Origin of the sequence: Suilimivivens aceti (assembly GCF_025567405.1) — a bacterium.
Lineage (GTDB): Bacteria > Bacillota > Clostridia > Lachnospirales > Lachnospiraceae > Suilimivivens > Suilimivivens aceti.
In genome coordinates, this window is record NZ_JAOQKJ010000004.1 from 5254 (window position 1) to 26159 (window position 20906).

22 protein-coding genes and 1 pseudogene are annotated in these 20906 nt (G+C 37.2%); 12 read left to right on the top strand and 11 right to left on the bottom strand.

Features of this window, described 5'->3' with window-relative positions; genetic code table 11:
* A pseudogene (locus OCV77_RS05245) lies at window positions 1-379 on the top strand (helix-turn-helix domain-containing protein); the annotation flags it as partial.
* A 95-nt stretch (window positions 380-474) separates the two neighbouring features.
* On the opposite strand, the gene OCV77_RS05250 reads toward OCV77_RS05245, so the two are convergent.
* The 6 genes from OCV77_RS05250 to OCV77_RS05275 all read right to left on the bottom strand — a co-directional run bounded on the left by OCV77_RS05250 (window position 475) and on the right by OCV77_RS05275 (window position 4622).
* Window positions 475-1131 carry a hypothetical protein gene (locus OCV77_RS05250; protein WP_262573898.1) on the bottom strand — a complete coding sequence of 219 codons (657 nt, stop codon included), beginning with the start codon at window positions 1129-1131 and terminating at the stop codon, window positions 475-477.
* 46 nt (window positions 1132-1177) lie between these two features.
* On the bottom strand, window positions 1178-1555 hold the full coding sequence (locus OCV77_RS05255; protein WP_173840541.1) for a TnpV protein: 378 nt from the start codon (window positions 1553-1555) through the stop codon (window positions 1178-1180).
* Between the two features lie 414 nt (window positions 1556-1969).
* Window positions 1970-3184, bottom strand: coding sequence for a site-specific integrase (locus OCV77_RS05260; RefSeq protein ID WP_262573899.1), 1215 nt, complete (start codon window positions 3182-3184; stop codon window positions 1970-1972).
* A gap of 107 nt (window positions 3185-3291) precedes the next feature.
* Entirely contained in the window at window positions 3292-3528 is a 237-nt protein-coding gene (locus OCV77_RS05265; RefSeq protein WP_262573900.1) for an excisionase, read from the bottom strand.
* 430 nt (window positions 3529-3958) lie between these two features.
* Complete coding sequence (locus tag OCV77_RS05270) at window positions 3959-4198, bottom strand: helix-turn-helix domain-containing protein (protein WP_117946804.1); 240 nt, start codon at window positions 4196-4198, stop codon at window positions 3959-3961.
* On the bottom strand, window positions 4182-4622 hold the full coding sequence (locus OCV77_RS05275) for an RNA polymerase sigma factor (RefSeq protein ID WP_262573901.1): 441 nt from the start codon (window positions 4620-4622) through the stop codon (window positions 4182-4184). The genes OCV77_RS05270 and OCV77_RS05275 overlap by 17 nt, the downstream gene beginning before the upstream one ends.
* Before the next feature lie 529 nt (window positions 4623-5151).
* Between OCV77_RS05275 and OCV77_RS05280 the strand changes: the two genes are divergently transcribed.
* Window positions 5152-5499 (top strand): helix-turn-helix domain-containing protein, encoded by a 348-nt coding sequence (locus OCV77_RS05280; RefSeq protein ID WP_117946806.1) that lies wholly within the window; start codon window positions 5152-5154, stop codon window positions 5497-5499.
* 98 nt (window positions 5500-5597) lie between these two features.
* On the opposite strand, the gene OCV77_RS05285 is transcribed toward OCV77_RS05280, so the two are convergent.
* A complete protein-coding gene (locus OCV77_RS05285) occupies window positions 5598-5933 on the bottom strand; it encodes a hypothetical protein (protein ID WP_118540992.1) in 336 nt (111 codons plus the stop codon).
* Between the two features lie 171 nt (window positions 5934-6104).
* Here OCV77_RS05285 and OCV77_RS05290 point away from each other — a divergent pair, with 171 nt between their 5' ends.
* Window positions 6105-6362 carry a helix-turn-helix domain-containing protein gene (locus OCV77_RS05290; protein ID WP_118599374.1) on the top strand — a complete coding sequence of 86 codons (258 nt, stop codon included), beginning with the start codon at window positions 6105-6107 and terminating at the stop codon, window positions 6360-6362.
* 21 nt (window positions 6363-6383) lie between these two features.
* On the opposite strand, the gene OCV77_RS05295 is transcribed toward OCV77_RS05290, so the two are convergent.
* The 3 genes from OCV77_RS05295 to OCV77_RS16795 all read right to left on the bottom strand — a co-directional run bounded on the left by OCV77_RS05295 (window position 6384) and on the right by OCV77_RS16795 (window position 8228).
* A complete protein-coding gene (locus tag OCV77_RS05295) occupies window positions 6384-6803 on the bottom strand; it encodes a winged helix-turn-helix domain-containing protein (protein WP_331488743.1) in 420 nt (139 codons plus the stop codon).
* A 152-nt stretch (window positions 6804-6955) separates the two neighbouring features.
* Window positions 6956-7822 (bottom strand): metallophosphoesterase, encoded by an 867-nt coding sequence (locus tag OCV77_RS05300; protein ID WP_015560856.1) that lies wholly within the window; start codon window positions 7820-7822, stop codon window positions 6956-6958.
* A 22-nt stretch (window positions 7823-7844) separates the two neighbouring features.
* Window positions 7845-8228, bottom strand: coding sequence for a GntR family transcriptional regulator (locus OCV77_RS16795; RefSeq protein ID WP_416910349.1), 384 nt, complete (start codon window positions 8226-8228; stop codon window positions 7845-7847).
* 203 nt (window positions 8229-8431) lie between these two features.
* Between OCV77_RS16795 and OCV77_RS05305 the strand changes: the two genes are divergently transcribed.
* The 7 genes from OCV77_RS05305 (at window position 8432) to OCV77_RS05335 (ending at window position 16408) form a co-directional block, all read left to right on the top strand.
* Window positions 8432-9181 (top strand): ABC transporter ATP-binding protein, encoded by a 750-nt coding sequence (locus OCV77_RS05305; RefSeq protein ID WP_262573904.1) that lies wholly within the window; start codon window positions 8432-8434, stop codon window positions 9179-9181.
* A gap of 13 nt (window positions 9182-9194) precedes the next feature.
* Window positions 9195-11201, top strand: a complete 2007-nt coding sequence (locus OCV77_RS05310; protein ID WP_262573905.1) for an ABC transporter permease — start codon at window positions 9195-9197, stop codon at window positions 11199-11201.
* Window positions 11202-11307: 106 nt separating this feature from the next.
* Window positions 11308-12873, top strand: a complete 1566-nt coding sequence (locus tag OCV77_RS05315) for a sensor histidine kinase (protein WP_262573906.1) — start codon at window positions 11308-11310, stop codon at window positions 12871-12873.
* Between the two features lie 34 nt (window positions 12874-12907).
* Window positions 12908-13456 carry a response regulator transcription factor gene (locus OCV77_RS05320; RefSeq protein ID WP_330370532.1) on the top strand — a complete coding sequence of 183 codons (549 nt, stop codon included), beginning with the start codon at window positions 12908-12910 and terminating at the stop codon, window positions 13454-13456.
* A gap of 408 nt (window positions 13457-13864) precedes the next feature.
* Window positions 13865-14206 (top strand): MobC family plasmid mobilization relaxosome protein, encoded by a 342-nt coding sequence (locus tag OCV77_RS05325; RefSeq protein WP_262573907.1) that lies wholly within the window; start codon window positions 13865-13867, stop codon window positions 14204-14206.
* On the top strand, window positions 14155-15516 hold the full coding sequence (locus tag OCV77_RS05330; protein ID WP_262573909.1) for a relaxase/mobilization nuclease domain-containing protein: 1362 nt from the start codon (window positions 14155-14157) through the stop codon (window positions 15514-15516). Before OCV77_RS05325 ends, OCV77_RS05330 begins: the two co-directional genes overlap by 52 nt.
* 70 nt (window positions 15517-15586) lie before the next feature.
* Entirely contained in the window at window positions 15587-16408 is an 822-nt protein-coding gene (locus OCV77_RS05335; protein ID WP_118489386.1) for a DUF3800 domain-containing protein, read from the top strand.
* 393 nt (window positions 16409-16801) lie between these two features.
* Here OCV77_RS05335 and OCV77_RS05340 read toward each other — a convergent pair whose 3' ends face one another.
* Window positions 16802-18271 (bottom strand): hypothetical protein, encoded by a 1470-nt coding sequence (locus OCV77_RS05340; RefSeq protein WP_262573911.1) that lies wholly within the window; start codon window positions 18269-18271, stop codon window positions 16802-16804.
* 213 nt (window positions 18272-18484) lie between these two features.
* On the opposite strand from OCV77_RS05340, the gene istA reads away from it, so the two are divergent.
* Together istA and OCV77_RS05350 are read left to right on the top strand one after the other, a co-directional pair.
* Complete coding sequence (istA, locus tag OCV77_RS05345; RefSeq protein ID WP_262573913.1) at window positions 18485-20101, top strand: IS21 family transposase; 1617 nt, start codon at window positions 18485-18487, stop codon at window positions 20099-20101.
* Window positions 20101-20847 carry an ATP-binding protein gene (locus OCV77_RS05350; RefSeq protein ID WP_262573914.1) on the top strand — a complete coding sequence of 249 codons (747 nt, stop codon included), beginning with the start codon at window positions 20101-20103 and terminating at the stop codon, window positions 20845-20847. Before istA ends, OCV77_RS05350 begins: the two co-directional genes overlap by 1 nt.
* Window positions 20848-20906 lie beyond the last annotated feature (59 nt).

The following is a 20906-nucleotide window of genomic DNA, read 5'->3' on the forward strand; positions in this document are numbered from 1 at the left end:
TGAAATCATTGAACGGTATCGCCCCGGCGAAGATGACCCGCATTTGAAGGTGCTGCAAGCTGCCCATATCAGTGATGATGAATATTTCAGCCACATGGTTCTGGATGACCTCAACCTCATTATCCGGGATATTCGAGAAGCCCACAAAAAGGACAGCGAGAGTGCACCCCAGACCACCGTTGCCGATGAACTGAAAGAAAATCTGGAAGCGGTTGAAAATTTCAAGGGCAGCCGTGATGAAAAGCTGGTTGTCCTTTACTGTAAGCAGCTTGGTATCAACTATAAAAATCTGTCAGATGAAGAATTTCGCTGGCTGATTCGGATTCTCAAAAAGTCAAAGAAAATGGGAACGCCCATCAGCCAGAGGAAAAAACGATAAAGAAAAACCGCTGTTGCATGGTTTGTTGGCTTCCATGTAGCAGCGGTTTGTGCTGTGGTTATTTAGTTGAAAATCAGAACGACACTGGAAGTTGTTTATCCAAAATGAAATGGAATAACCATATCAAGTAAAAATGCAAAAACTATACTAATGGTTCCCATTAGCACAGAACTTTTCAATGTGTCCCTCCTCAAAACAGTAAGTCCGATAATAAAGACTATCAATTCTAAAACAGAGCGTGCTTTGAAATATCCCCATCCATATACGAAAGTCATGTTAGACAATACTGCTAAAATCAATACTGATAGCACAAATGCAGGTCTGCTCTTTCCTTTCGCATACCAACAGACAAATGCCAAGAACGGAGAAATCATGGTAAAGCCAACCCAAATCATAGCGTAGCTTCTTGGGAAAAAGCCTGCGACATAGTTTGAATACAAATAGTAACTTACAACCATGCCAGCAAAAAACACAAAAACATTAACACTTGCTCTTATTGCAGAATTACTATAAATAGAAATACACAGTGCAATCAATACCCAAATTGCAAAACGCCCAAGGAAATTATGAACATCTAATGCTCCATCAATTGCCATAAGCACACTTGGCAGTTCAGCTTGACGAAAATCCAAAAATTTTGAAAAAGTCCCCAAAGCTATTCCAAGTAACAATATAGCTATGGTATTTATAATTTTTCTATTACCAGATATAGGATTTTCCGCACTCCTTATATCATTCAAAAACTTCTTCATAGGCATCTCCCAAACTAAAATTTGTCATAATCATTCTATCATACCGTTATGAATAAATCATCTCATGCAAAACAATTTCTTCTGCCCGGTTGTGAATGTTATTGCAACGCTGCACCCATTCCATTTGAGAAGTGCGCTTTAATTCCTCTGTCACGCCCTCGGCAGCTTTCATCTGTTCCATGATAGTGTCTAACCGTTCCTGTGCCTGTTCGTTCAGGTCTGCAAGATATGTCCATAGCTCTCCGGTCAGTATCAATGTGTTCAATCTGGCTGGGTGGACTTCTCTTAAATATTCCCGGTGCATCCGTCCATACTTTCCGATGGGGCGGTGTTCTTCCGGCAGCTTCAAGTCTGGGATGTAGTAATCTCCGACAAGGATATAATCAATTCCGTTTTCCGTTATTCTTGGTTTCAATTCGCTCATATTTTTAATCTCCTCATTCTGACCCATTTTTTTGCAAGTCTGACTCTCCAGAAATATTGGTAAATCTTTGGTAAATTTGAGATCGAAACACAAAAAACGCTTAAAATCGAGGGTTATGAGACGATTTGAGACGTTTCATCATGCCCGGTAAATCCTGCCGTGGCAAACAAATAATATTTTTATCATGCCTTAAAAACTCCTTGAAAATACTGATTTTCCTTGATTTTACACCACTTTCTACGATTTGCTGTGATAGATTGTTTTCTTCGTTTTCGTCGCATATCATGGCATAAATTCGTATATCTTGTCATCCAAATTTAGTAAAAATCTTAGTAAAACAGCTTAATTTTCTCATTTTACTAAAGACTTTTTCCACTTAGGTTATCTTTTAGTTGTATCAATTTTCTTAATCTTTTAAGCCATCTTAGCATATTTGCCAAGTTCTTCCTTGGCATCCTCTGCTCCCAGATGCGTATATGTATTCAATGTTACCCCAATGTCCGAATGTCCCATAAGATACTGAAGCGTTTTAGGATTCATCCCGCTTTTTGCCATATTGCTGCAGTAGGTATGCCTGCAAACATGCGGCGTGATTTTTGGTAACTGCTCTTTATAGATTCGATTATGCTTAGCCAATGCCCACTCAAAATGCTTTTCCCAATGTAAAGCAACTTCCGGCATATCCTTCTTATCTAAAAACAGAAATCCCTTATATCCATCAATCACAGGTTCTTTCTTGGGCTTTTTACGATTTTCAACAATACGCTTAAAACATTCATACACTTCCTCAGTCATAGGAATGATTCTGGTTCCACTTGACGTTTTGGTATCTTCAATAACATACTTCATATCACTGGTTCTTTGAAGCTGATGATTTACACTGATTTGCTTTTCTTCAAAATCAATATCGGAAAGTGTCAATCCGCAGAACTCTGAAATACGAAGTCCGATTTTAAAGAGGATAAACATACCATCATAGTATCGTTTATAATGCTCATCATTCTTAATAAATTCCAAGAACTTTCTTTCTTGTTTTCTGGTTATGGCTTCTCTTGTTACACTATCGTTTACAACTACTGTACATAGTTGAAACTCGAACGGATTTTTACGAATCAAATCATCATCTACAGCCATTTGAAAAGCAGGTCTTACCACTCCCCGTACTGAATGAATGGTGCTATATCCCCTACCATCTGCCTGAAGCTTAATCAACCATGCTTTTGCATCTGATAGTTTTACCTTATCAATCCTTTTGGCACCAAATTCCTCTTTCTTAATAATGTTGATAACAAAATTATAATTCGAAGCTGTATTATGGCGAACCCCAGTCTTCTGAGCAATATACTTTTTTACCAACTCAAGAACTGTCAAATTATCACCATAAGGAGTAATACCATCATTTATATCCCTTAATATGACTTTTTCCTTTTCTCTAAGTGACTGGCAAGGTTTTCTTCCTACCGGAAGAGGATCTGTCGATTCCAACTTCCAACTGTAAAGAAATTTCTGTTTTCCAAAGCAGTCTGTATAAACAAATGCATATCTTCCATCCGCTCGCTGGCTTTCTCCGTTTCGTAAAATACGTCCTTTTTTATCACGTCTTTTCTGATTGCGATTTCTTTCACTCAAACGTCTTTGCTCCTTTCTACGAAGAAGCCCTAGCACGACAACCATATTATATCATACCAGGGCGGCATTTACCACTTTAAAGTGATAAAGTTTCGTATTTTTCATTTCTACAAGGAAGTGGTTTGATTAAGAAATTCTTCAAATTTATGCCGATTAATCAACGATTTATTCCCCACCTGAACAGTAAAGCAATAATCAGAATCAACGTTCTCAGAAATTAACATCCTTATCTTCTTTTCTCCAATTCCAAAATACAGAACAGCCTCGTCAACTGTTAGCATATATTTCTTCCATATTGGAACCATCTTTCCTTTCACTTTTGCCTCTGTATTATCTATTTTCAACACCTCCCATCTTTCTCATAATAGGCAACACTTTATCTGCCCATGACAAACAGGAACCCATGCTCCTATCTCTCATCAGCAGACAACAAAAAATCCATACAGGTGGCAGGTCATTACTCTGCCCACATCGGTCTTGCACCGTCATTCAAATTGACCGGATCTCTCCGGAAGTATCATTATCACAGATATGCTTCATCGCCCTGTGCAACTGCTACACATTTTGCCAAATTCTTCTCGCTCCATACCTTTGCTTCAATGTAGTATTTCAACATTCCCTCACGTTCACTCAAAAAGAGCAGGTATCTCTTGGCGAACCTGCCTAGTGGCTCCGCATATCCTCACGTCCTGTATGCAATCAATATTCAGTTGTCAAGGTACAGGGTGCATACGCACCGATCAGTGAATGGAAAGGGACACCGCTGACCGCCTGCTATGCAACTTCAAAAGCCAATATTTTCGTAATCAACTTTGTTTCTAATCTGCGACGTAAAGTTTCATCAACACAGTAATGCGGATTCCCGCACTCATCATAGAGCTTTCTTGTAGACAGAGCTGCAATATACCCCTCGTAATGTTTCAAAACCTCATTGATTGCTTCCACATCGCCAGAAGCTGCTGCCGCAATGATATGGTAAGGCAGCAACTTTGAACATTTACTTGATTTCTCCATTCCTGATTCCCTCCATAATCTTTTTTAATGCCTGGAGTGAGCTTACCCGGTGATGATGAATGGTACTTCTGACAAGATTCATGTGCTTTGCGATTTCCGTATCTGTCATATCCAGAAAAAAAGACAGCAAAATAACATTCCGCTTCTTTTCCGGCAGATACTTCAATGCTTCACTGATCAGCTTGTCCTTTACCTCAATATCATAATCAAGGACACGAAATACCTCTGATTCTGCTATGTAATCATCCTCAGTATTCAACCGACTCAACTCCTCCTGCGTTAGTTCCGAGAAAGAAACTTCATGCTTTTGCCGATAGCTTCTTGCCCGTTCATAGTCAATCATTTCATTCTTTAACAGGGTTTTACAAAAGCTGTCAAACTGTTTCCTTATTCTTAACTGCTTTTCGGAAGAAGATTGCTCCATAAGAGTTCACCTCCTTCCGCACCCATTTGGAACAGAGTGAAATATCTCCCTTTCACTCCGTAGCACGAATGGAAATATGAACAACGTCGAAAAATCGACAACTTTTTGAAAAAAATTTTATGTATATAAAAAACGCCCTTGCAGGTACATACCCACAGGACGTTTCCTATATCTGATATTAAATTTTTACCACACAATACAAGTGCGCATAGTGCACTTTCCATGATATACTTTGCCGCATCTGCGAAGATGCGACCTATAAAATTACCTTTCCACGCAAAATGCCGGACAGGTTCCTAATAACATAAAAATATCCTCTAAACTGTTCAGAACACATAACTCTCCCAAACATATTCAAAGGACAAAACAACGTGAAAAAACCTTTGAATACTGCGTTTTTTTATATGCAATATCCAAAGTTCCTATATTTATTTAGTGCATTATATCCCTCTGTTAAAGTGTATTATTAGTGTATTATTAGTGCATTTCCAAACCAAAACGTGCACTATACACTATATATGGTGCATATATGGCTAGATCTAAGAAAATTGATAAAGACATGGGGTTTCGTCTTAAAAAGGCTAGACTGGATCAAAAGTTGACATACGATGAGTTATCAGAAATGTCCGGTGTTTCCTCAAGGTATATCAAGGAAATTGAAAATCATGGCAATATTCCGAGCCTTGAGAAATTGGGGCAACTGATTCGTGCATTACATATCTCCGCTGATCCTTTCTTTTATCCGGCAGCTCCAACCGACAATTTGGATTATCAAAGGCTGCTGGTCTATCTCTCACAATGTACGGAAGAACAGATAACAACGATTCTTGCCATTGTGGAAGCCTATCTTCGGACATATAACAAACCCACAAATTAGAATAGCAGAAAGATTTTGATATTAACTTGATTGTTTCTGAATTATTCTGGAGAAGAACAGGGTGGAAGTTCCATGATTGGACGCTCCACCCTGCTTACTTATTTCATTATTGTATTCAGTAACTCTTTCACCTTAACACTCTCTTTAACAATCCCCAATCCGGCAAGTATCTGTACTGCATCTACGATACCCTGATAATAGGCTCTCTGTTGCTCCTGAAAGTGCGCATGATCTACAATATCCATATAGTTTTCTAAAAAATTTCTCTGCTCTGCCGAAAGCTCAGATAAGAGTTTTTCATATTCCCGGTTTGCTTTTTTCAGCTCCTTATCTGCTTTCTTTGTTTCCTCTGTCTGTATGGAATACTCCCGTTCGTCTGCTTCACTGCGAAGCTCCTCAAAAACATCAGATAGCTTTTCAAATACTTCATTCATTTTTGTATCCACCTTTCTCTAAATAAGTATTGCATTTTACAGGCAGTATTATCAATCCTTAAATTTCTTACAACAATATTTTTTCCGCACTTCATCTTTAGAAGTATATTATCAAGATTATTCCGTAAAATCAATCATGTGGCACTTCATCTTTAGAAAGTTGGTGATAATATGAAAATTTACTGGAATAAAGAAAGCAATTCCAAAAATCTGATAGGTCAGAGAGTAAAGGAATTGCGAACCGAAAGGCAGCTGTCGCAAAAAGCACTGGCAGAACAGCTCCAGCTTGCCGGATATGAATTTAGCGATTTGACCGTATTACGAATAGAACAAGGGACACGCTTTGTACCGGATTATGAAGTGGTTGCCCTTGCTGAATTTTTCCATGTATCTTGTGAATATCTCTTAGGTGTTAAAACCGAAAAATAAGCAGTGATCTGTATTTCTTCATTACAGACCGCTGCTTAAATTTTTGTTGAAACGATAGCCTACACCCCATATTGTCTGTATGTAAACAGGCTTGCTTGGGTTATCCTCTATCTTTTCTCGTATGTTGCGTATATGGCTCATGACGATGTTATAATCACCGAAATATGGTTCTTTCCATACAATATCATATATCTGCTCTTTGCTAAATACTACTCCGGCATTTTGAGCTAACAACAATAGAATTTCAAATTCCGTATATGTCAATTCAATCTCATTATCCTCACGAACTACAATCCGCTTATACTGGTCAATATAAAGTCCCTTAAAACTAAGTTCCCCTTTTTGGATAACTTCGTGTTTCAAAACATCTGTTTCTTTGCTAATGCACGATAAAATACGATTGAGAATATTCTCCTCATTTTCTTCAAATGCCAGTATCACTATTTTCCCATACAATCACCCACTTTATCAAATATTATGTCTTTCGTATAGTCTTTTCAACGAAATCAACACTATTAAACCAATTTTCATGGCACCTTCTGTCTGCTTCAAGTTACAACCTACCTTTCACTATTAAATACATTTACTTACTATCATTCTGCGATAAGCTCCAATAACACGATTTCTGGACGGTTATTAAATCGAATAGGGATAATACTATTGCCAAGTCCTCTGCAAACAATCATATTTGTGTCACCTTTCGTGTATAAGCCTGCATCATATTTGGGAAACAAGCCTTGATTTGGAGCAACCAAACCACCAATAAATGGTAAACGAAACTGACCACCATGTGCGTGACCGCTTAAAACTAAATCAACACCACAATTTACATAGGTTTCAAACAATTCTGGGCGGTGTGAAAGCAAAATAGTGTAATCGTCTTTATCTCCGATTAGTCCCCGTAATTTCGTATCAACCATAGCAGGAACTTCTCCAAGCATATTCCCTTTAAGCGTAAAACTTGGGTCGGAAAGTCCGATAAGCGTAACTTTCTCTCCATTATATTCTAACTGCATTGATGCATCTTCAAGCACAACTACCCCCATTGATTCCAGTCCTGTTTTTAGCTCGTCATACTGTGACAGACTGCCTTCGTGATTACCTGTTACATAATATGTGCCTGCAATTTGAGCAGCTTCTTTTGCAAAATCAAGGGCAACATCAATGTCCGTGTGTTCAGCATCAACTAAATCACCCGTTACTACTATGATGTTTGGCTTACATTCTGACAGTATTTGTAACAGTTCTGCATTATTTTCTCCAAATACCGCATTGTGCAAGTCGGATACTTGAGCTATTCGAAAACCATTAAATGCAGCGGGGATGCGATTACTTGAAACAGTCACCGTACTCACCATCAAAGCTGTATTACCCCAGATAGTCCAAATAATCAAAACAAGCAAAACAGCAATCAGTGTACATACAGAAATCAAAGCTTTTTTAGATAATCTTTTTTTCATGATGCCTTTTCTCCTTTTCATTCTACTGCCCTAAATTAGTCTGTATCTTCAATCTCTCAGAATAGTCTTGGATAAATCTTATTGCTTCATCTTTGGAAAATCCTAATGCAAACATATTATCGAAGTAAGAAAAACAAAGTACCTTTGCAGTATCCTCTCGCTTCTTTGCTATGTACTGTTCATCTGTGGTTACAGAATATTGACCGTTTCGGTATGACACAATCGATTTATCATTACTCACAATCTTATAAGCCCTCATAACAGTATTCGGATTGATATGCAGTATCTTTGCCATTTCTCGAACAGATGGGATTTTTTCGCCTGCTGAAAGTTGTCCACTATAAATCGCACACCTTATTTTTTTATAAGTTGCAAATAAATATGTTCCACATCGTGAAACACCAATTCATCATAAATCATAGATTTTATCTCCTTTATCACACCAACAGACAATACGATTAAAAAAATTGCGTTCCAATAGTTATTACCTTACCACAATTCCCTTAATTTTGAATGGGTAAATCACGCAAAAAAATTGCCTGATTTACTCATTCGCTTTTTAAGCAGAAAAAGTACAATGAAACTATCAAACGAAAAGGAGATTAAAATATGGCAATATTATTAGAAGCAAATGAAGTAACAAAAATCTATGCTAAAGGGCAACGTCCAAGCCTAAATAAAGTATCTTTCAATGTAGCAGAAAGTGAATTTATCGCTATTATGGGTGCTTCTGGCTCTGGAAAGACTACATTGCTTAATGTTCTTTCCACTATTGATACCCCTACAAGTGGCAGCATTGTAATCAATGGTGTTAATTTAAAACAACTGAGCGACACAGGTTCCGCGGATTTCCGCAGGGATAATCTTGGATTTATATTTCAGGAATACTTTTTACTTGACAGCCTTACCATCCGAGAAAACATCTCTGTCCCACTCACTTTACAAAAGCTTCCGCATAAAAAAATCGAAAAAATGGTGCGGAATTTAGCAGAACGCTTTGGCATTGCCTCTCAGTTAGACAAATATCCAAACGAGCTGTCTGGCGGGCAGAGACAACGAGCATCGGCGGCAAGAGCCATTGTAAAACAGCCAAGTATTTTATTTGCTGATGAACCGACAGGAGCATTGGACTCAAACTCTGCTACCGAGTTATTAAAAACTTTGAAAGAAGCAAATGAAGAATTGCATACCACTATACTAATGGTCACACATGATGCATACGCTGCAAGTTTTGCTAACCGTATTCTGATTTTCAAAGACGGAAGCATTATATGCGAACTTCTTAAACAGGATGCCGATAGACGAACATTCTATGAAACCATTGCACAGGAAGTAGCCAAATTAGATACGGAAAGATAAGGGGGCAAAATTTATGAATAATTTATCAATGGCACTTAAAAATCTTAAAAAAAATTTTTCATTTTACGCCCTTTACCTGCTTTCTGTATCATTTGTAATTACTGTCTTTTTTGCATTTACTTCATTCTCAATGAATACAGTTATGCTTGAAAAGATATCTGGTAACGGGCGGGTTGAAATGATGTGTAACGTAATTTCTGTATTCCTAATGGCTTTTGTTGTTTTTTATATGTCATATTCCAACCGTTTCTTTTTACGTCGTCGAACAAAAGAACTTGGTGTTTACGCATTATTAGGATATAGAAAAACCACAGTGTTGTCATTGCTGACAACAGAGAATTTACTGGTTTGTTTTGGAGCGTTTATAGTAGGAATACTTCTCGGTAGTTTTTTTCATAAAGGCATTGTTTTTGGCATAACCAAGTTACTGGATTTATCTATCAATAATTCAAAAATACCCTTTTTCAATGTCAATGCCATTGCAAAAACAGCTTGCTTTATTTTTGCTATCGTGATTGTATTGATGCTATCTAACAGCAGGTTTCTTTTCAAGACATCGCTTATGGGATTAGTTAGATTTGAAAAAAGTGCTGAACGAAAAATGAAATTTCATGATGTTCCTGCCATCGTTGGCTTTTGCTGCATTATTTTGGGGTATGTTCTTGCATTGGATATCCTCAGAGGAGATAAATCTGTTTGGTTTGCGATTGGTTATACCCCCATTGCCATGCTGACACTTGTACTCGTAGTTGTGGGAACAATACTTTTTATTTCATCCTTTCTTCCTTTTATAGTACACATAAGCAAAAACAACAAACGGAAGTTTTATACAGAAACAAAAATAATTACTTCCCCAAATTTCATATACCGTATGCGTTCAAACTCTAAGACTTTAATCATGCTTACACTGTTATCGGCAGCGACGCTTACCGTCTCCAGCGTTATGGCTTTATCTCTATACTATCCAATAGCTGCTGTGTCACGTATGGCACCATCAGAAATTGAATGTAGAATTGAAAATGAAAGCGAAATAGATGCAATCAAACAAATTGTAAATGAGCATTCGTCCAAAAATGATGTTTCATTCCTGCAAACGAATATTTATAAAGTTACATCTACTTCCGAACAAGTTCCTTTGGAATATAGTGCAGGAAGCTCTAAAGGTGATTCAGATAACGAAAAAATTCTGCGAAATGCAGGGTTTGAATGTATCTCTTATTCAAACTATATAGCTCTCTTAGAAGCGCAAGGAAAAAAAGGGGCTTTGGAACAAATTGGCGAGCTACACGATAGTGAGTGTATTTTAGTAAAATACCAGCCAGCTTCAGACAATGACGAAACGGGTAATGTTTATCCTTTGCTTATAGGTAATGAAGAAATATCTGTAACAGTCATCGCAACTACTTTAGATAATCCCATTTCATTTGCAAATAGCATTGGTACTTTGATTGTAAGTGACGACTTATATGATGCAATAGCAGAAAAAATTAACCCCGAAACGGAAGTCCTAAGTATAAATGGGCAGTCAATCAAAGATAATGAAGCTCTGTTTCTTGATTTATCCGAATATTTAAATGATAGTCCTTATTTACAGGGAAACTCGCATAGGATACATGAGATATTTTCCCTAAGCAGTTCAACCTTCTTACTGCTTGGATTTCTTGTAATCTTGTTTTTTATCGCAACTGGAAGCATATTATATTTTAATAATCTTTCTGCCATAAGCGATTCGAAGGCTGATTATGAAATCTTAAGAAAAATGGGATACACAGACAGAACGGTGAAAAAAATAATAAAGAAGCAGACGATATCTTTTTTTAGTATTCCGTTTTTATTCGGGTTGGTAGACTGTGTCTTTGCAACATTAGTATACAGGACAGCCCTTATGCAGAACATTCTGAAAGAAAGCCTTATTCTGTATATTCCTACGTTTATCGCTATTCTGCTTACATTTATAATTTATATGATATATTACTGTATGACTGTCCATACTTGCTGTAAAACAGTTCTAAAGAAATAAAAAGCTATATGAAATCATCGAGTTTTATAGCTCGGCGATTTCGTACACTTTATTTGTTCACAGAGAGATAGTATAATTTAATGAGAAAATAGGAAGGAGGCAAAACATGAAGCAAACAATTTTAAAGCTACTGCTTTTTATAAATTCTATTTTACTCATTGCATATATGGGGCTGGCCGCTCATGCAGATTTTCATTTAAACACCAGAGGTGTCATTCCCTTATTTTTATCGTCTTTGCTGCTAATAGATGTTACTTATGTAAGTTCCTGCAACATTAGGGAAAATAAAACTATTTCCCTATTTTGTGGTTTATTAGCATTAGAAAGTTGGTATATACTCTTAGCTGCTTCGGGCAACTCCATCACAAACACTATTTTTTTCGCTTTAAGCCCGGTAATATGGTGTGTTTCCATTAAATTCATACTAATGTTTTTGTTCCAAAACAGCGGATACAAATATCAGAAATTAATTAATCTCTGCCTGACGGGAACTTGTATTTTTGCTCTTATTGGCGTATTGGTGTCAAGTAAAATATTTTTCCTTCTCTATTTCATACAATTTATGGCAAGCTGGCTGTGTTTTATTTTTACAGTGATATATCATAGAAAAAGAGTTGCTTTTGTTTTTAAGTCAGAATGGAGGCATATTATTTTCTCCCTTATAGCAGTTATAGTTTTATTCCTTACTTATTATTTTTCAACAATGAGAGTTCCTGAACATCTTTCAAATTTTGGTGTATATATTCCTATACTATTGTTTTGGGTAAGCATCCACGGTATCATACTGAAAGAACAAAACAGCCTTCCATTATCTGCCGTATTCAGTAATCGCCAATTAACATTACTTATATTTTCTGGAATAATTATTTTTAGCTTGATAGCAATAATCTTAAATGGTGGATATTCTTTGCTTTTTATTATGCTGGATGCCCTGTTTGCGTTTTTATATGTTTGCAATATTGCTTTGGATTTCAATTTCAAGAAAGGACATAATAAGATAATCAAGGAAAGCAAATACCATGTCGCACTACAACAATTACAACGGGAAGAACAATTAAATCTTGAATTTGCAAACTTTCTCCACGATGATATTCTTCAAGACCTGCTTTCTGTAAAAAATATGATGAAAAAAGCAGACCGCCCTGAAGTACAGAAAATTATCACGGAAACTCTCGATAATATGAATACTTATATTCGTGAGCAAATGCAGGATTACCATCCTACGTTGCTTCCAAAACTTACTATAAAGGAAAACTACCAAAACTTGCTTGATGATATTTCGCAATCTTTTCCGAATCGTAATATCTGTGTCTCCTTTGATTGTTCAGACTCCTTATTTCTGGTTGAGCCATACAATATCTTTGTGTACCGCCTGCTAAAGGAACTTGTCACGAATGTTTACAAACATTCGACAGGGGAAAAAGCATGGATAACCCTTACGCAGGATAATGGGATTATAATACTGAGTGTGAGTGACAATGGAACTGTTGATGCAGATGTTCTCTCATCTGCTGACAGGTTAAAACATCGAGGACTTGCAATGATTACGGAACGAGTGAATGACATCGATGGCTCAGTAACTATATCTAATAACCATCCACATGGGATTTGCGTACAAACAATATTGCCGATGAAAGGAGATGTTTCTTATCAACATTTTGTTAGTAGATGACCATGCTTTATTTTCTAAAAGTTTGGAGATTGCATTGTCAGATTATTCAGAAATTGAAACCTTTGATAGTATCAATGATGTTTCTCAATTAGACAATTATATTGTATCTAAGAAACCAGACATCATCCTTATGGATATAAACTTGAAGAATATATCTTCTGAGGATGGTCTGGAATTAGCAAAACAAATACTAAGTTGTTATCCAGAACAAAGGGTTGTAATTCTGTCTGGTTATGATTTGCCCGTATATCGAAGTGAAGGAAGAAAAATAGGAGCAAAAGGATTTGTTAATAAAAATATTGAACCTGAAAAGCTCATATCTATTCTTTCTAAAATAATGCAGGGGATACTTTATTTTGACAGGGAAATTCCATTCATAGAAGGATTGACCGATAGTGAAAAACAAATTATACAGCTTATAGCAGAGGGACAAAAGCGAAAAGACATAGCAAGCACACTTTATATTAGTGAACGTACCTTATCAAATCATTTGCAGCATATATTTGAAAAACTTGATGTTACATCAGCGGTTGAAGCCGTGACAAAAGCGATTCAACTCGGATACATCCCGCCAATATGTTAATTAAGAGCCGATGATCTTGTGAAACATTTTACAAGTGCATCGGCTCTTCGTCTTCTTTGATGATTGTCACACACAAACCATATATATTATTCTAACTTTTCCTCCTGTACTGTAATAAAAGGAATTTTCTTTAATAGCAAGCACTGCCCCTGTCATGACACATGGGCTGAAACTTACTTTTATGCCACAGGCATATCCCGTAAATTTCCATAGGGAAGTATCCCTAACCCTCTTATATTTTTTGAGCCACTTTTCACAAAAAATCATTGACCTTCTTCTGCAATTTTGCTACAATTTTTCTTGGATAATTATATCCAAAAATCGAATACACTTTGAAACAAACTGTTGTAAAACATCGAACATTTTACAGCAGTTTTTTTGTACCCAAAATGGGAAGGAGGTAAAGAAATGGCAAACAGAAAACGCACCAATCCTGTGCAATTTTATCTCGATGATGACGAGCAGTATATCCTGGACGAGAAGTTCCGATTATCGGGAATGAAAAGCAAGTCTGCTTTCTTACGCAAGCTCATTTTGTATGGCTATGTCTATGACGTGGATTACAGTTATTTAAGAAATTATAATACAGAGCTTGGACGTATCAGCTCCAATTTAAACCAGATCGCAAAGAGGGTAAACAGCACCGGAAACATTTATCAAGAGGATATAAACGAAGTAAAGGAGTTGATGAATAAAGTATGGCGTACACAAAAATCCATGCTATCAAAGCAACCGTTGATAAAGCGATAGACTACATCTGCAACCCCGAAAAGACCGATGAAAAAATGTTTGTTTCCTCTTATGCCTGTTCTCCAGAAACCGCAGCTTATGACTTCAAATATACTCTCGACCACTGCCGGGAAAACAGTCCCAACAAAGCCTATCATCTGATACAAGCTTTTGCTCCTGGAGAGGTTGGTTTTGAGGAAGCGCACCGCATTGGAAAGGAGCTTGCCGATAAACTATTAGAGGGGAAATTTTCGTATGTTGTTACCACCCATATTGACAAAGGACACGTTCATAATCACATAATTTTTTGCGCTGCTGACAACATCGAACACAACAAATATCACGACTGCAAACAGTCCTATTACCACATCCGGAAACTGAGTAATGAACTGTGCAAGGAACACAATCTTTCCGTAATCATTCCGGGTGCGCAGCGTGGCAGAAAATACAAAGAATGGCAGTCCGAGCAGAACGGTTCTGCATGGAAAACGCAGATCAGAAAGGACATCAATTTCTGCATCAAGTCGACTTCCACTTACGAAGAATTTCTGCTTCTGATGAGAGCCAAAGGTTATGAAATCAAAGGGGAAACTTTTGAAGAAGGAGCTGCCAAATACATCTCATTCCGCCCTCTGGATAAAGAGCGTTTTGTGCGTGGCAGTGCGAAGTCTTTAGGAAAGGAATACACAAAGGAACGGATCAGGGAACGCATTGAAAGAAAACGGGAACGAAAGGCAATTATCCCCAAAAAAGACTACTCTGCCCGCAGACTTATTGACACCTCTGACGAGAAATTTCAGAACAGTCCGGGACTACAAAGGTGGGCTGCCATTGAGAATTTAAAGATCGCCGCACAGAGCTATAATGAGGTTGGTTCGCTTGCAGAACTGGAACACAAAATTGCGGTAAAAACCGAAGCCGGAAAGTCTGCAAAGCAGAGCGTGGTGGAACTGGAACACCGTATCAAAGACCTTGCGGAAATCATCAAATATGCACAGCAGTACAAAGACAACCGCTCCTATCATATCGGCTACAAAAAAGCCAAGAACCCTGACGCATATTTCCACAGATACGAAAGCCAGATCATTCTTTATGGCGGTGCCAGACGGATGCTTGAACAGGCGGGCATAAACATAAAGAGCTTGAATGTTGATAAGCTGAAAGCTGAATATCAGGAACTGATGAAGCAGAAAAGTGAGCTGACTTCCACCTATAAGGATTGTGAAAAGGAAGTGCATGAGCTGAACCGAAAGTTGGAAAATCTCAATCAGTATCTCGGAAAAGATATGCCCACTACTCAAGACATAAAAAGCAAACAAAAATCTTTATAAATTTGATAGTATGTCAACCCATTTTATAGTATAATCAATTCACTACTTAACAAAGGAGCAATCTATTTACATGCTTACATTCATAGATGAAAGTGGATATCCTCGCCCTACAGATTCAACCAAGAATCCTATCCTGCTTGGTGTCTGTATCCATGAGAATGATATTAAACCAATCACAAATCAGATATACAAATTAAAAGATTCTATTTATGGAAAACAGGACGAAATAAAGTCTACAAAACTTATTCGTGAAGCGACAATTACCAAGAATCGTACAAATAATAAAGCATATGTTGAGGGCATGGTAGACATCATTACCTCTTATGACGCTGCTATTTTCGCTGTAATTATGGACAAGCCAGATGAACCAATTATTGTTCCGGAACATCATCTTCCGAAGCAGTATTACCTTCTTTTAAAAAAGGTTGAGTTTTACTGTAACCATCATCACTATGGCAAGGCAATGATGATATTTGACGAGGTACACGAAGACGCTGATCGGAAAATTGCCGAAGCAATTACTGGTTTTTTATTCAAAACTAAATTTGGGCGTTCTTTCCATCACATATTAGAAATGCCCTTGTTTGTCAGCTCCGCTGTAACTCCTGCAGTACAGTTCGCTGATATATTTGCTGGTATCGTGAGACATTATTATGAAAATGAACTTGACCAAAAAGAACCGGAAACAGAATTTCAGGAATGGCTTGTAGAGCTTTTTACCAAATTACATAATCTTACAGAAAATAACTTCATCCCTAAATCACATTATTTGGAGTATGGATTTCAGAAAATGGGTAAAAACTTCTCCTATCCTGTAAGTGAAAAATTTACTACTTCCGATAATGATGAAAACCTTTTAGGTGAAGATATTTCTAATGATTTATCTGAATAATTTTTTGTTTGACTTCATACAAATATGGTGTATAATATTATTAGAGTCATATGTTGTTCCGTCCTGGAGCTGCGTAGGACTCGTAATATTAACAAAAGTGTCGCACTTGCAGTTTAGCAAGTGCGATTTTTCTTTGGTTTTTCCAGTCCTTTTTTTCTTCTTTCTTCTGCCGTTCTGCTTTGCTTTAATCCTTCACATTTTCTTCTTTTGTTTCCATTCTTGAAACCTCTTTTTTTACATGACAAAAGGCAGCCAATCTTGACTGCCTTCTAACTGACACTATATCTTTATAACTCACCTAATATTACTGCTCTAATTCGTTTCCATTTCTGCAATATAATCCTTTCTCCTTCCTGCCCATATCGCTATAAATAGATTCAATAATTATTCATATCACAATGTACTTATTTCCTTTAAATTACATCTTTGCACTGGCAAACTATATTTCTTATATTTATATCCAATGTATCCAGCAAAACTATTTTCGTGTGTAGAAATTAAGAGTTGAATATTTGGAAACTCTGTTCTCATTAATTCCACAAACGAAACTATATTCAAATCATCCATACACTGAACCGGATCATCAATTAGCATTATATTTAATCCATCATTTACAAATATCTTATGTAGTGCTAACGAAAATGCAAGCAAAATACCAGATAATTGTCCTGAACTCATAGTGTATAAAATATCATGTTCCTCGTTAGGTGTTGTAAATCTGATAGAATTTAATTCTTCTTTACCATCCTTATCTCGAATTAATATGCCCTGTCCGCCTTGATACGATTGTAAAATTCTTGCACTATAAATATAAAAAGGTATCTCAATCTGCGAAATAATGTTCCCTTGATATTTATCAATACTAGCTTTCCAATCTTTCATGTATTGATTAAGTTTTTTACTAATTTCACCTTCAATACATGCTTTTTTCCGCTTTAGATTCTCTATTTTTTTACTTTTTTCTCTTTCCTGTAGAATAAATTTATATTTTAAATACTCTGCTTTCTGTAATATATCCCCTTCCTTCATTTCTGCAACATCTTCTATTGACAAAAAATATTCCTTTAGAAGACTATCAAATTGGTACTCACTCTTTTTTTGATAATATTCTTCTGGCAATACACATATTGCATTCTTTATAACATTCTGAATCTGCTGAATATCCTTTTCCATATTATTTACAGAAAACTCATCCGTTAAAGAAATCTCAAACATATTGTCCTTTAGGAATTTATCTATGTATTTGTATTTCTCTACAATATCACTTTCATCGAATTCCATAAAAGCACTAAGCAACACATTACTCTCTAAATCGGAAATTAAAACTTCGGCGTCAACCCACACATTTTGCAGAAAAACTCCACTAATAGTATCTACTATCTCCTTCATTTGCTTTCCTGCCGTTCCAAGAAGAGAATTTACATCATTAGTTGTTTTTTCAATATTATTTAATAACTGTTCTTTTTCCTTCCAATCATAACCACAATATGGACATTTTCCATCCTCAAATATACTCCCCTCTTCTGAAGCTCTCATTAACTGCTCACGAATTCTAATCAACTCGTTTATAGATTGTTGTGTCTCTTGAACATTCTTTTCAAGCTGCCGATACTCTAAAACCTTTTGAACTAATTGCTCACAAACATCTGCTTTATCAAGATATTTTCCCATTTGTTGATATTCAATATTTATGTAATCTAAATCCTTTACTTTTTTACTTTCTTTTTTTAGAAACAAAAGTTTCTTCTTTCTTTCAATATACTTTTCAATATCATCTCGTATATATCGTATAATAATATATGCTTTTAATTGAGTTTCCAACATAGCATTATTTAACAATACATTATACTTACTATTTTTCAAATCATTCCGTAAGCGTAAAATTTTCAAATAACTTGTAATTATCTAAGAAAATTTTATTGATAACTATCGTACTATTCATTCTCTTCCTCCAAATCAACAAAGCCCCAATCTTCTAATACCTTATCTAGTAACTGCTCTATGTTCCCTTGCGAATCATTTAAAGTTTCAATTATGTAATCCAAACGCTCTATTTCGTCATCACTACATTTTTGAATGCTTGATTACAAAGACATCATTATCAAAAGCTATGCCCTGAACATGTCCGGTGCAGAGATTGCAAGACAGTTGGGCTGTAGCAAATCGGGAGTCAATGACTTCCTTAACGCATTTAAAAAATGCGAGACTTTAAGTTTTCCTCTTCCGGAGGGAATCACAAACTATGGTATTGCTGAGTTGATTTATGGCAAAGCCCCCTTATCCGGAAATCGTGATGAGAGTTTTGAACTCCCTGATTATTCAGTAGTTCATTCCCAACTTACCACAAGAAAGAACATGACACTGATTTATCAGTGGAACCGCTACAAGAAAAAGTGTGAAGCCGATGCCCTGAAACATTATTCTTATCGACAGTTTTGTGAGCGGTACAGCATGTGGTGTGAAGAAAATGAGGAAACAGCCCATTTTACCCCAATCATCGCTCAGACAATGGAGGTGGATTTTGCAGGAAAGACCTTTGAAATGACAGACCGGCTGACAGGTGAAGTGTCTGTCATTGTTGTGTTTGTTGCAGTACTTCCCTATTCCCAGATGATTTATGCTGAAGGAATGATTTCTACGAAAGAACCCCAGTGGATACAGGTCAATAACAATGCTCTGGCCTTTTATGGAGGCGTTCCTGCTTTAGTAGTATGCGATAACTGCAAGCAGGCAGTGATTGCCAACGAGGACTGGATCCAGCCGGAACTCAACAAGGATTACGCTGAGTGGGCGGAACATAATCATACGGCTATCGTACCGGCCAAGGTTCGTAAGCCCAAATATAAAAGTTCTGTTGAGAATTCCGTGGGAATTCTGGAGAAAGGATTTTTTCATGATCTCGAAGAACGTCAGTACTTTAGCCTTGAACAGTTTAACTCTGATTTATGGGAAAAACTGGACGAACTTAACCATGAAAACTTCAAACATAAGGGACACAGCAGATGCTATTACTGGGAAGAAGAGAAAGCCGAATTAATGCCTCTTCCCTCTGTACCTTACGAGTACATGGAGAGGAAAGAGGCAAAGGTATCAAGCGACTTCCACGTACGCTTTGACAATGCTTATTATAGCGTAGATAAGGCTTATAAGCATCAGAAAGTTTCTATCAAAGCATCAACTGCTGTTGTAAAAATTTATTCCCAGAAAGGCATTTTAATTGGTGAACATCAACGCGCTACACGTAAGGGGCAGTGGTGTACCAACACAGAACATCTTCCTAAAGATTATAATGATTACCGTGAATGGAATGCAGAGTACTTCATCCGCAGGGCTATGACTGTTGGAAACAGTACAGTCTCTGTTATCAAAAGCATTCTTTCAAGCCGGAAGCTTGAGGTGCAGACATACCGGATGTGTCTCGGTATCTTGAATTATTCCAAAAAATACGGAAATCATGTTTTGGAGGAATGTTGCCGGCAGGCAATTGCTGCTAATAAAATAAGCTACACATACATCAAAAACTCCATTCCTGCCATTGCAGAAGACATCTGCACCCCGCAGGAGCGTTCCAGAATAAACGAAGAACGTAATCGAGGTGGCTTTGTTATAGGCTCTGATGCAATGGATGTGTCAAATCTTCTTTCTAAGAGTCTGAAACTGGCTCAGGCACCTGGAAAGGAGGCTGATGTATAATGCTCACAGGAGAAGCACTTACCAATGCGCTAGTAGATAAACTCAATGATCTTGGGCTCCCCAACATGGCAGCCACCCTGGATGCACTCTACCGTTCAGAAAGATTCTTAAAACTTGACCATCTTTCGCTAATTGCGGAACTGATTGAACCGGAATATCAGGATAAGGTCAGTAAACGTGTGAATAACCGGCTCAGGCATGCCAAATTGATTGGATGCCCGCAAAGCCTTGATGATTGTATTGATTCCGGGAGCAGAGAGTATTTACCATGCGGAATTACATCGGTTCTGTCTTCGCTGGCATTTGTGCGGGATGGATTAAATATCTGTATTCTTGGCCCGTCTGATAGCGGCAAGACACATCTTGCAAAGGCAATCGGCATTGCAGCCTGTAAGGAGCATAAAGTAGAGTATCATCATTGTGAATCTTTTTTAGAGGATATGGTTGCACTTAAAAATGTCAGCTATGAGAAATACGAAAGAAAACTAAAGCTTCTTGAACGTCTTGATTTGATGATACTGGATGATTTTTTACTCCATACAATTACAGATGAACGGGAGGTAAAAGTCCTGTTCATGATTCTGGAAAAACGTTGTGAAGCTCAGAAAAGTACCATTGTGTGTTCGCAAAGGGAACCTAAGAGTTGGGCATCCATGATTCTGAATGATGAAGTTTCTGCAAATGCTATCACGAAGCGTGCAACCAAGCACTATACAGTGGTGATTAACACCCCAAATAATAAATAAACAGTCGACCGTTTATAGCGCCGAGCGACCGCTGGTCAACGCATCACCGACCGGCGGTC

Coding starts and splice junctions, on each gene's coding strand:
- OCV77_RS05250 (WP_262573898.1), bottom strand. CDS start 1,131: ATGAAGAAGTTTTTGAATGATATAAGGAGTGCGGAAAATCCTATATCT.
- OCV77_RS05255 (WP_173840541.1), bottom strand. CDS start 1,555: ATGAGCGAATTGAAACCAAGAATAACGGAAAACGGAATTGATTATATC.
- OCV77_RS05270 (WP_117946804.1), bottom strand. CDS start 4,198: ATGGAGAAATCAAGTAAATGTTCAAAGTTGCTGCCTTACCATATCATT.
- OCV77_RS05275 (WP_262573901.1), bottom strand. CDS start 4,622: ATGGAGCAATCTTCTTCCGAAAAGCAGTTAAGAATAAGGAAACAGTTT.
- OCV77_RS05280 (WP_117946806.1), top strand. CDS start 5,152: ATGGCTAGATCTAAGAAAATTGATAAAGACATGGGGTTTCGTCTTAAA.
- OCV77_RS05285 (WP_118540992.1), bottom strand. CDS start 5,933: ATGAATGAAGTATTTGAAAAGCTATCTGATGTTTTTGAGGAGCTTCGC.
- OCV77_RS05290 (WP_118599374.1), top strand. CDS start 6,105: ATGAAAATTTACTGGAATAAAGAAAGCAATTCCAAAAATCTGATAGGT.
- OCV77_RS05300 (WP_015560856.1), bottom strand. CDS start 7,822: ATGAAAAAAAGATTATCTAAAAAAGCTTTGATTTCTGTATGTACACTG.
- OCV77_RS05305 (WP_262573904.1), top strand. CDS start 8,432: ATGGCAATATTATTAGAAGCAAATGAAGTAACAAAAATCTATGCTAAA.
- OCV77_RS05310 (WP_262573905.1), top strand. CDS start 9,195: ATGAATAATTTATCAATGGCACTTAAAAATCTTAAAAAAAATTTTTCA.
- OCV77_RS05315 (WP_262573906.1), top strand. CDS start 11,308: ATGAAGCAAACAATTTTAAAGCTACTGCTTTTTATAAATTCTATTTTA.
- OCV77_RS05325 (WP_262573907.1), top strand. CDS start 13,865: ATGGCAAACAGAAAACGCACCAATCCTGTGCAATTTTATCTCGATGAT.
- OCV77_RS05330 (WP_262573909.1), top strand. CDS start 14,155: ATGGCGTACACAAAAATCCATGCTATCAAAGCAACCGTTGATAAAGCG.
- OCV77_RS05335 (WP_118489386.1), top strand. CDS start 15,587: ATGCTTACATTCATAGATGAAAGTGGATATCCTCGCCCTACAGATTCA.
- istA (WP_262573913.1), top strand. CDS start 18,485: ATGCTTGATTACAAAGACATCATTATCAAAAGCTATGCCCTGAACATG.
- OCV77_RS05350 (WP_262573914.1), top strand. CDS start 20,101: ATGCTCACAGGAGAAGCACTTACCAATGCGCTAGTAGATAAACTCAAT.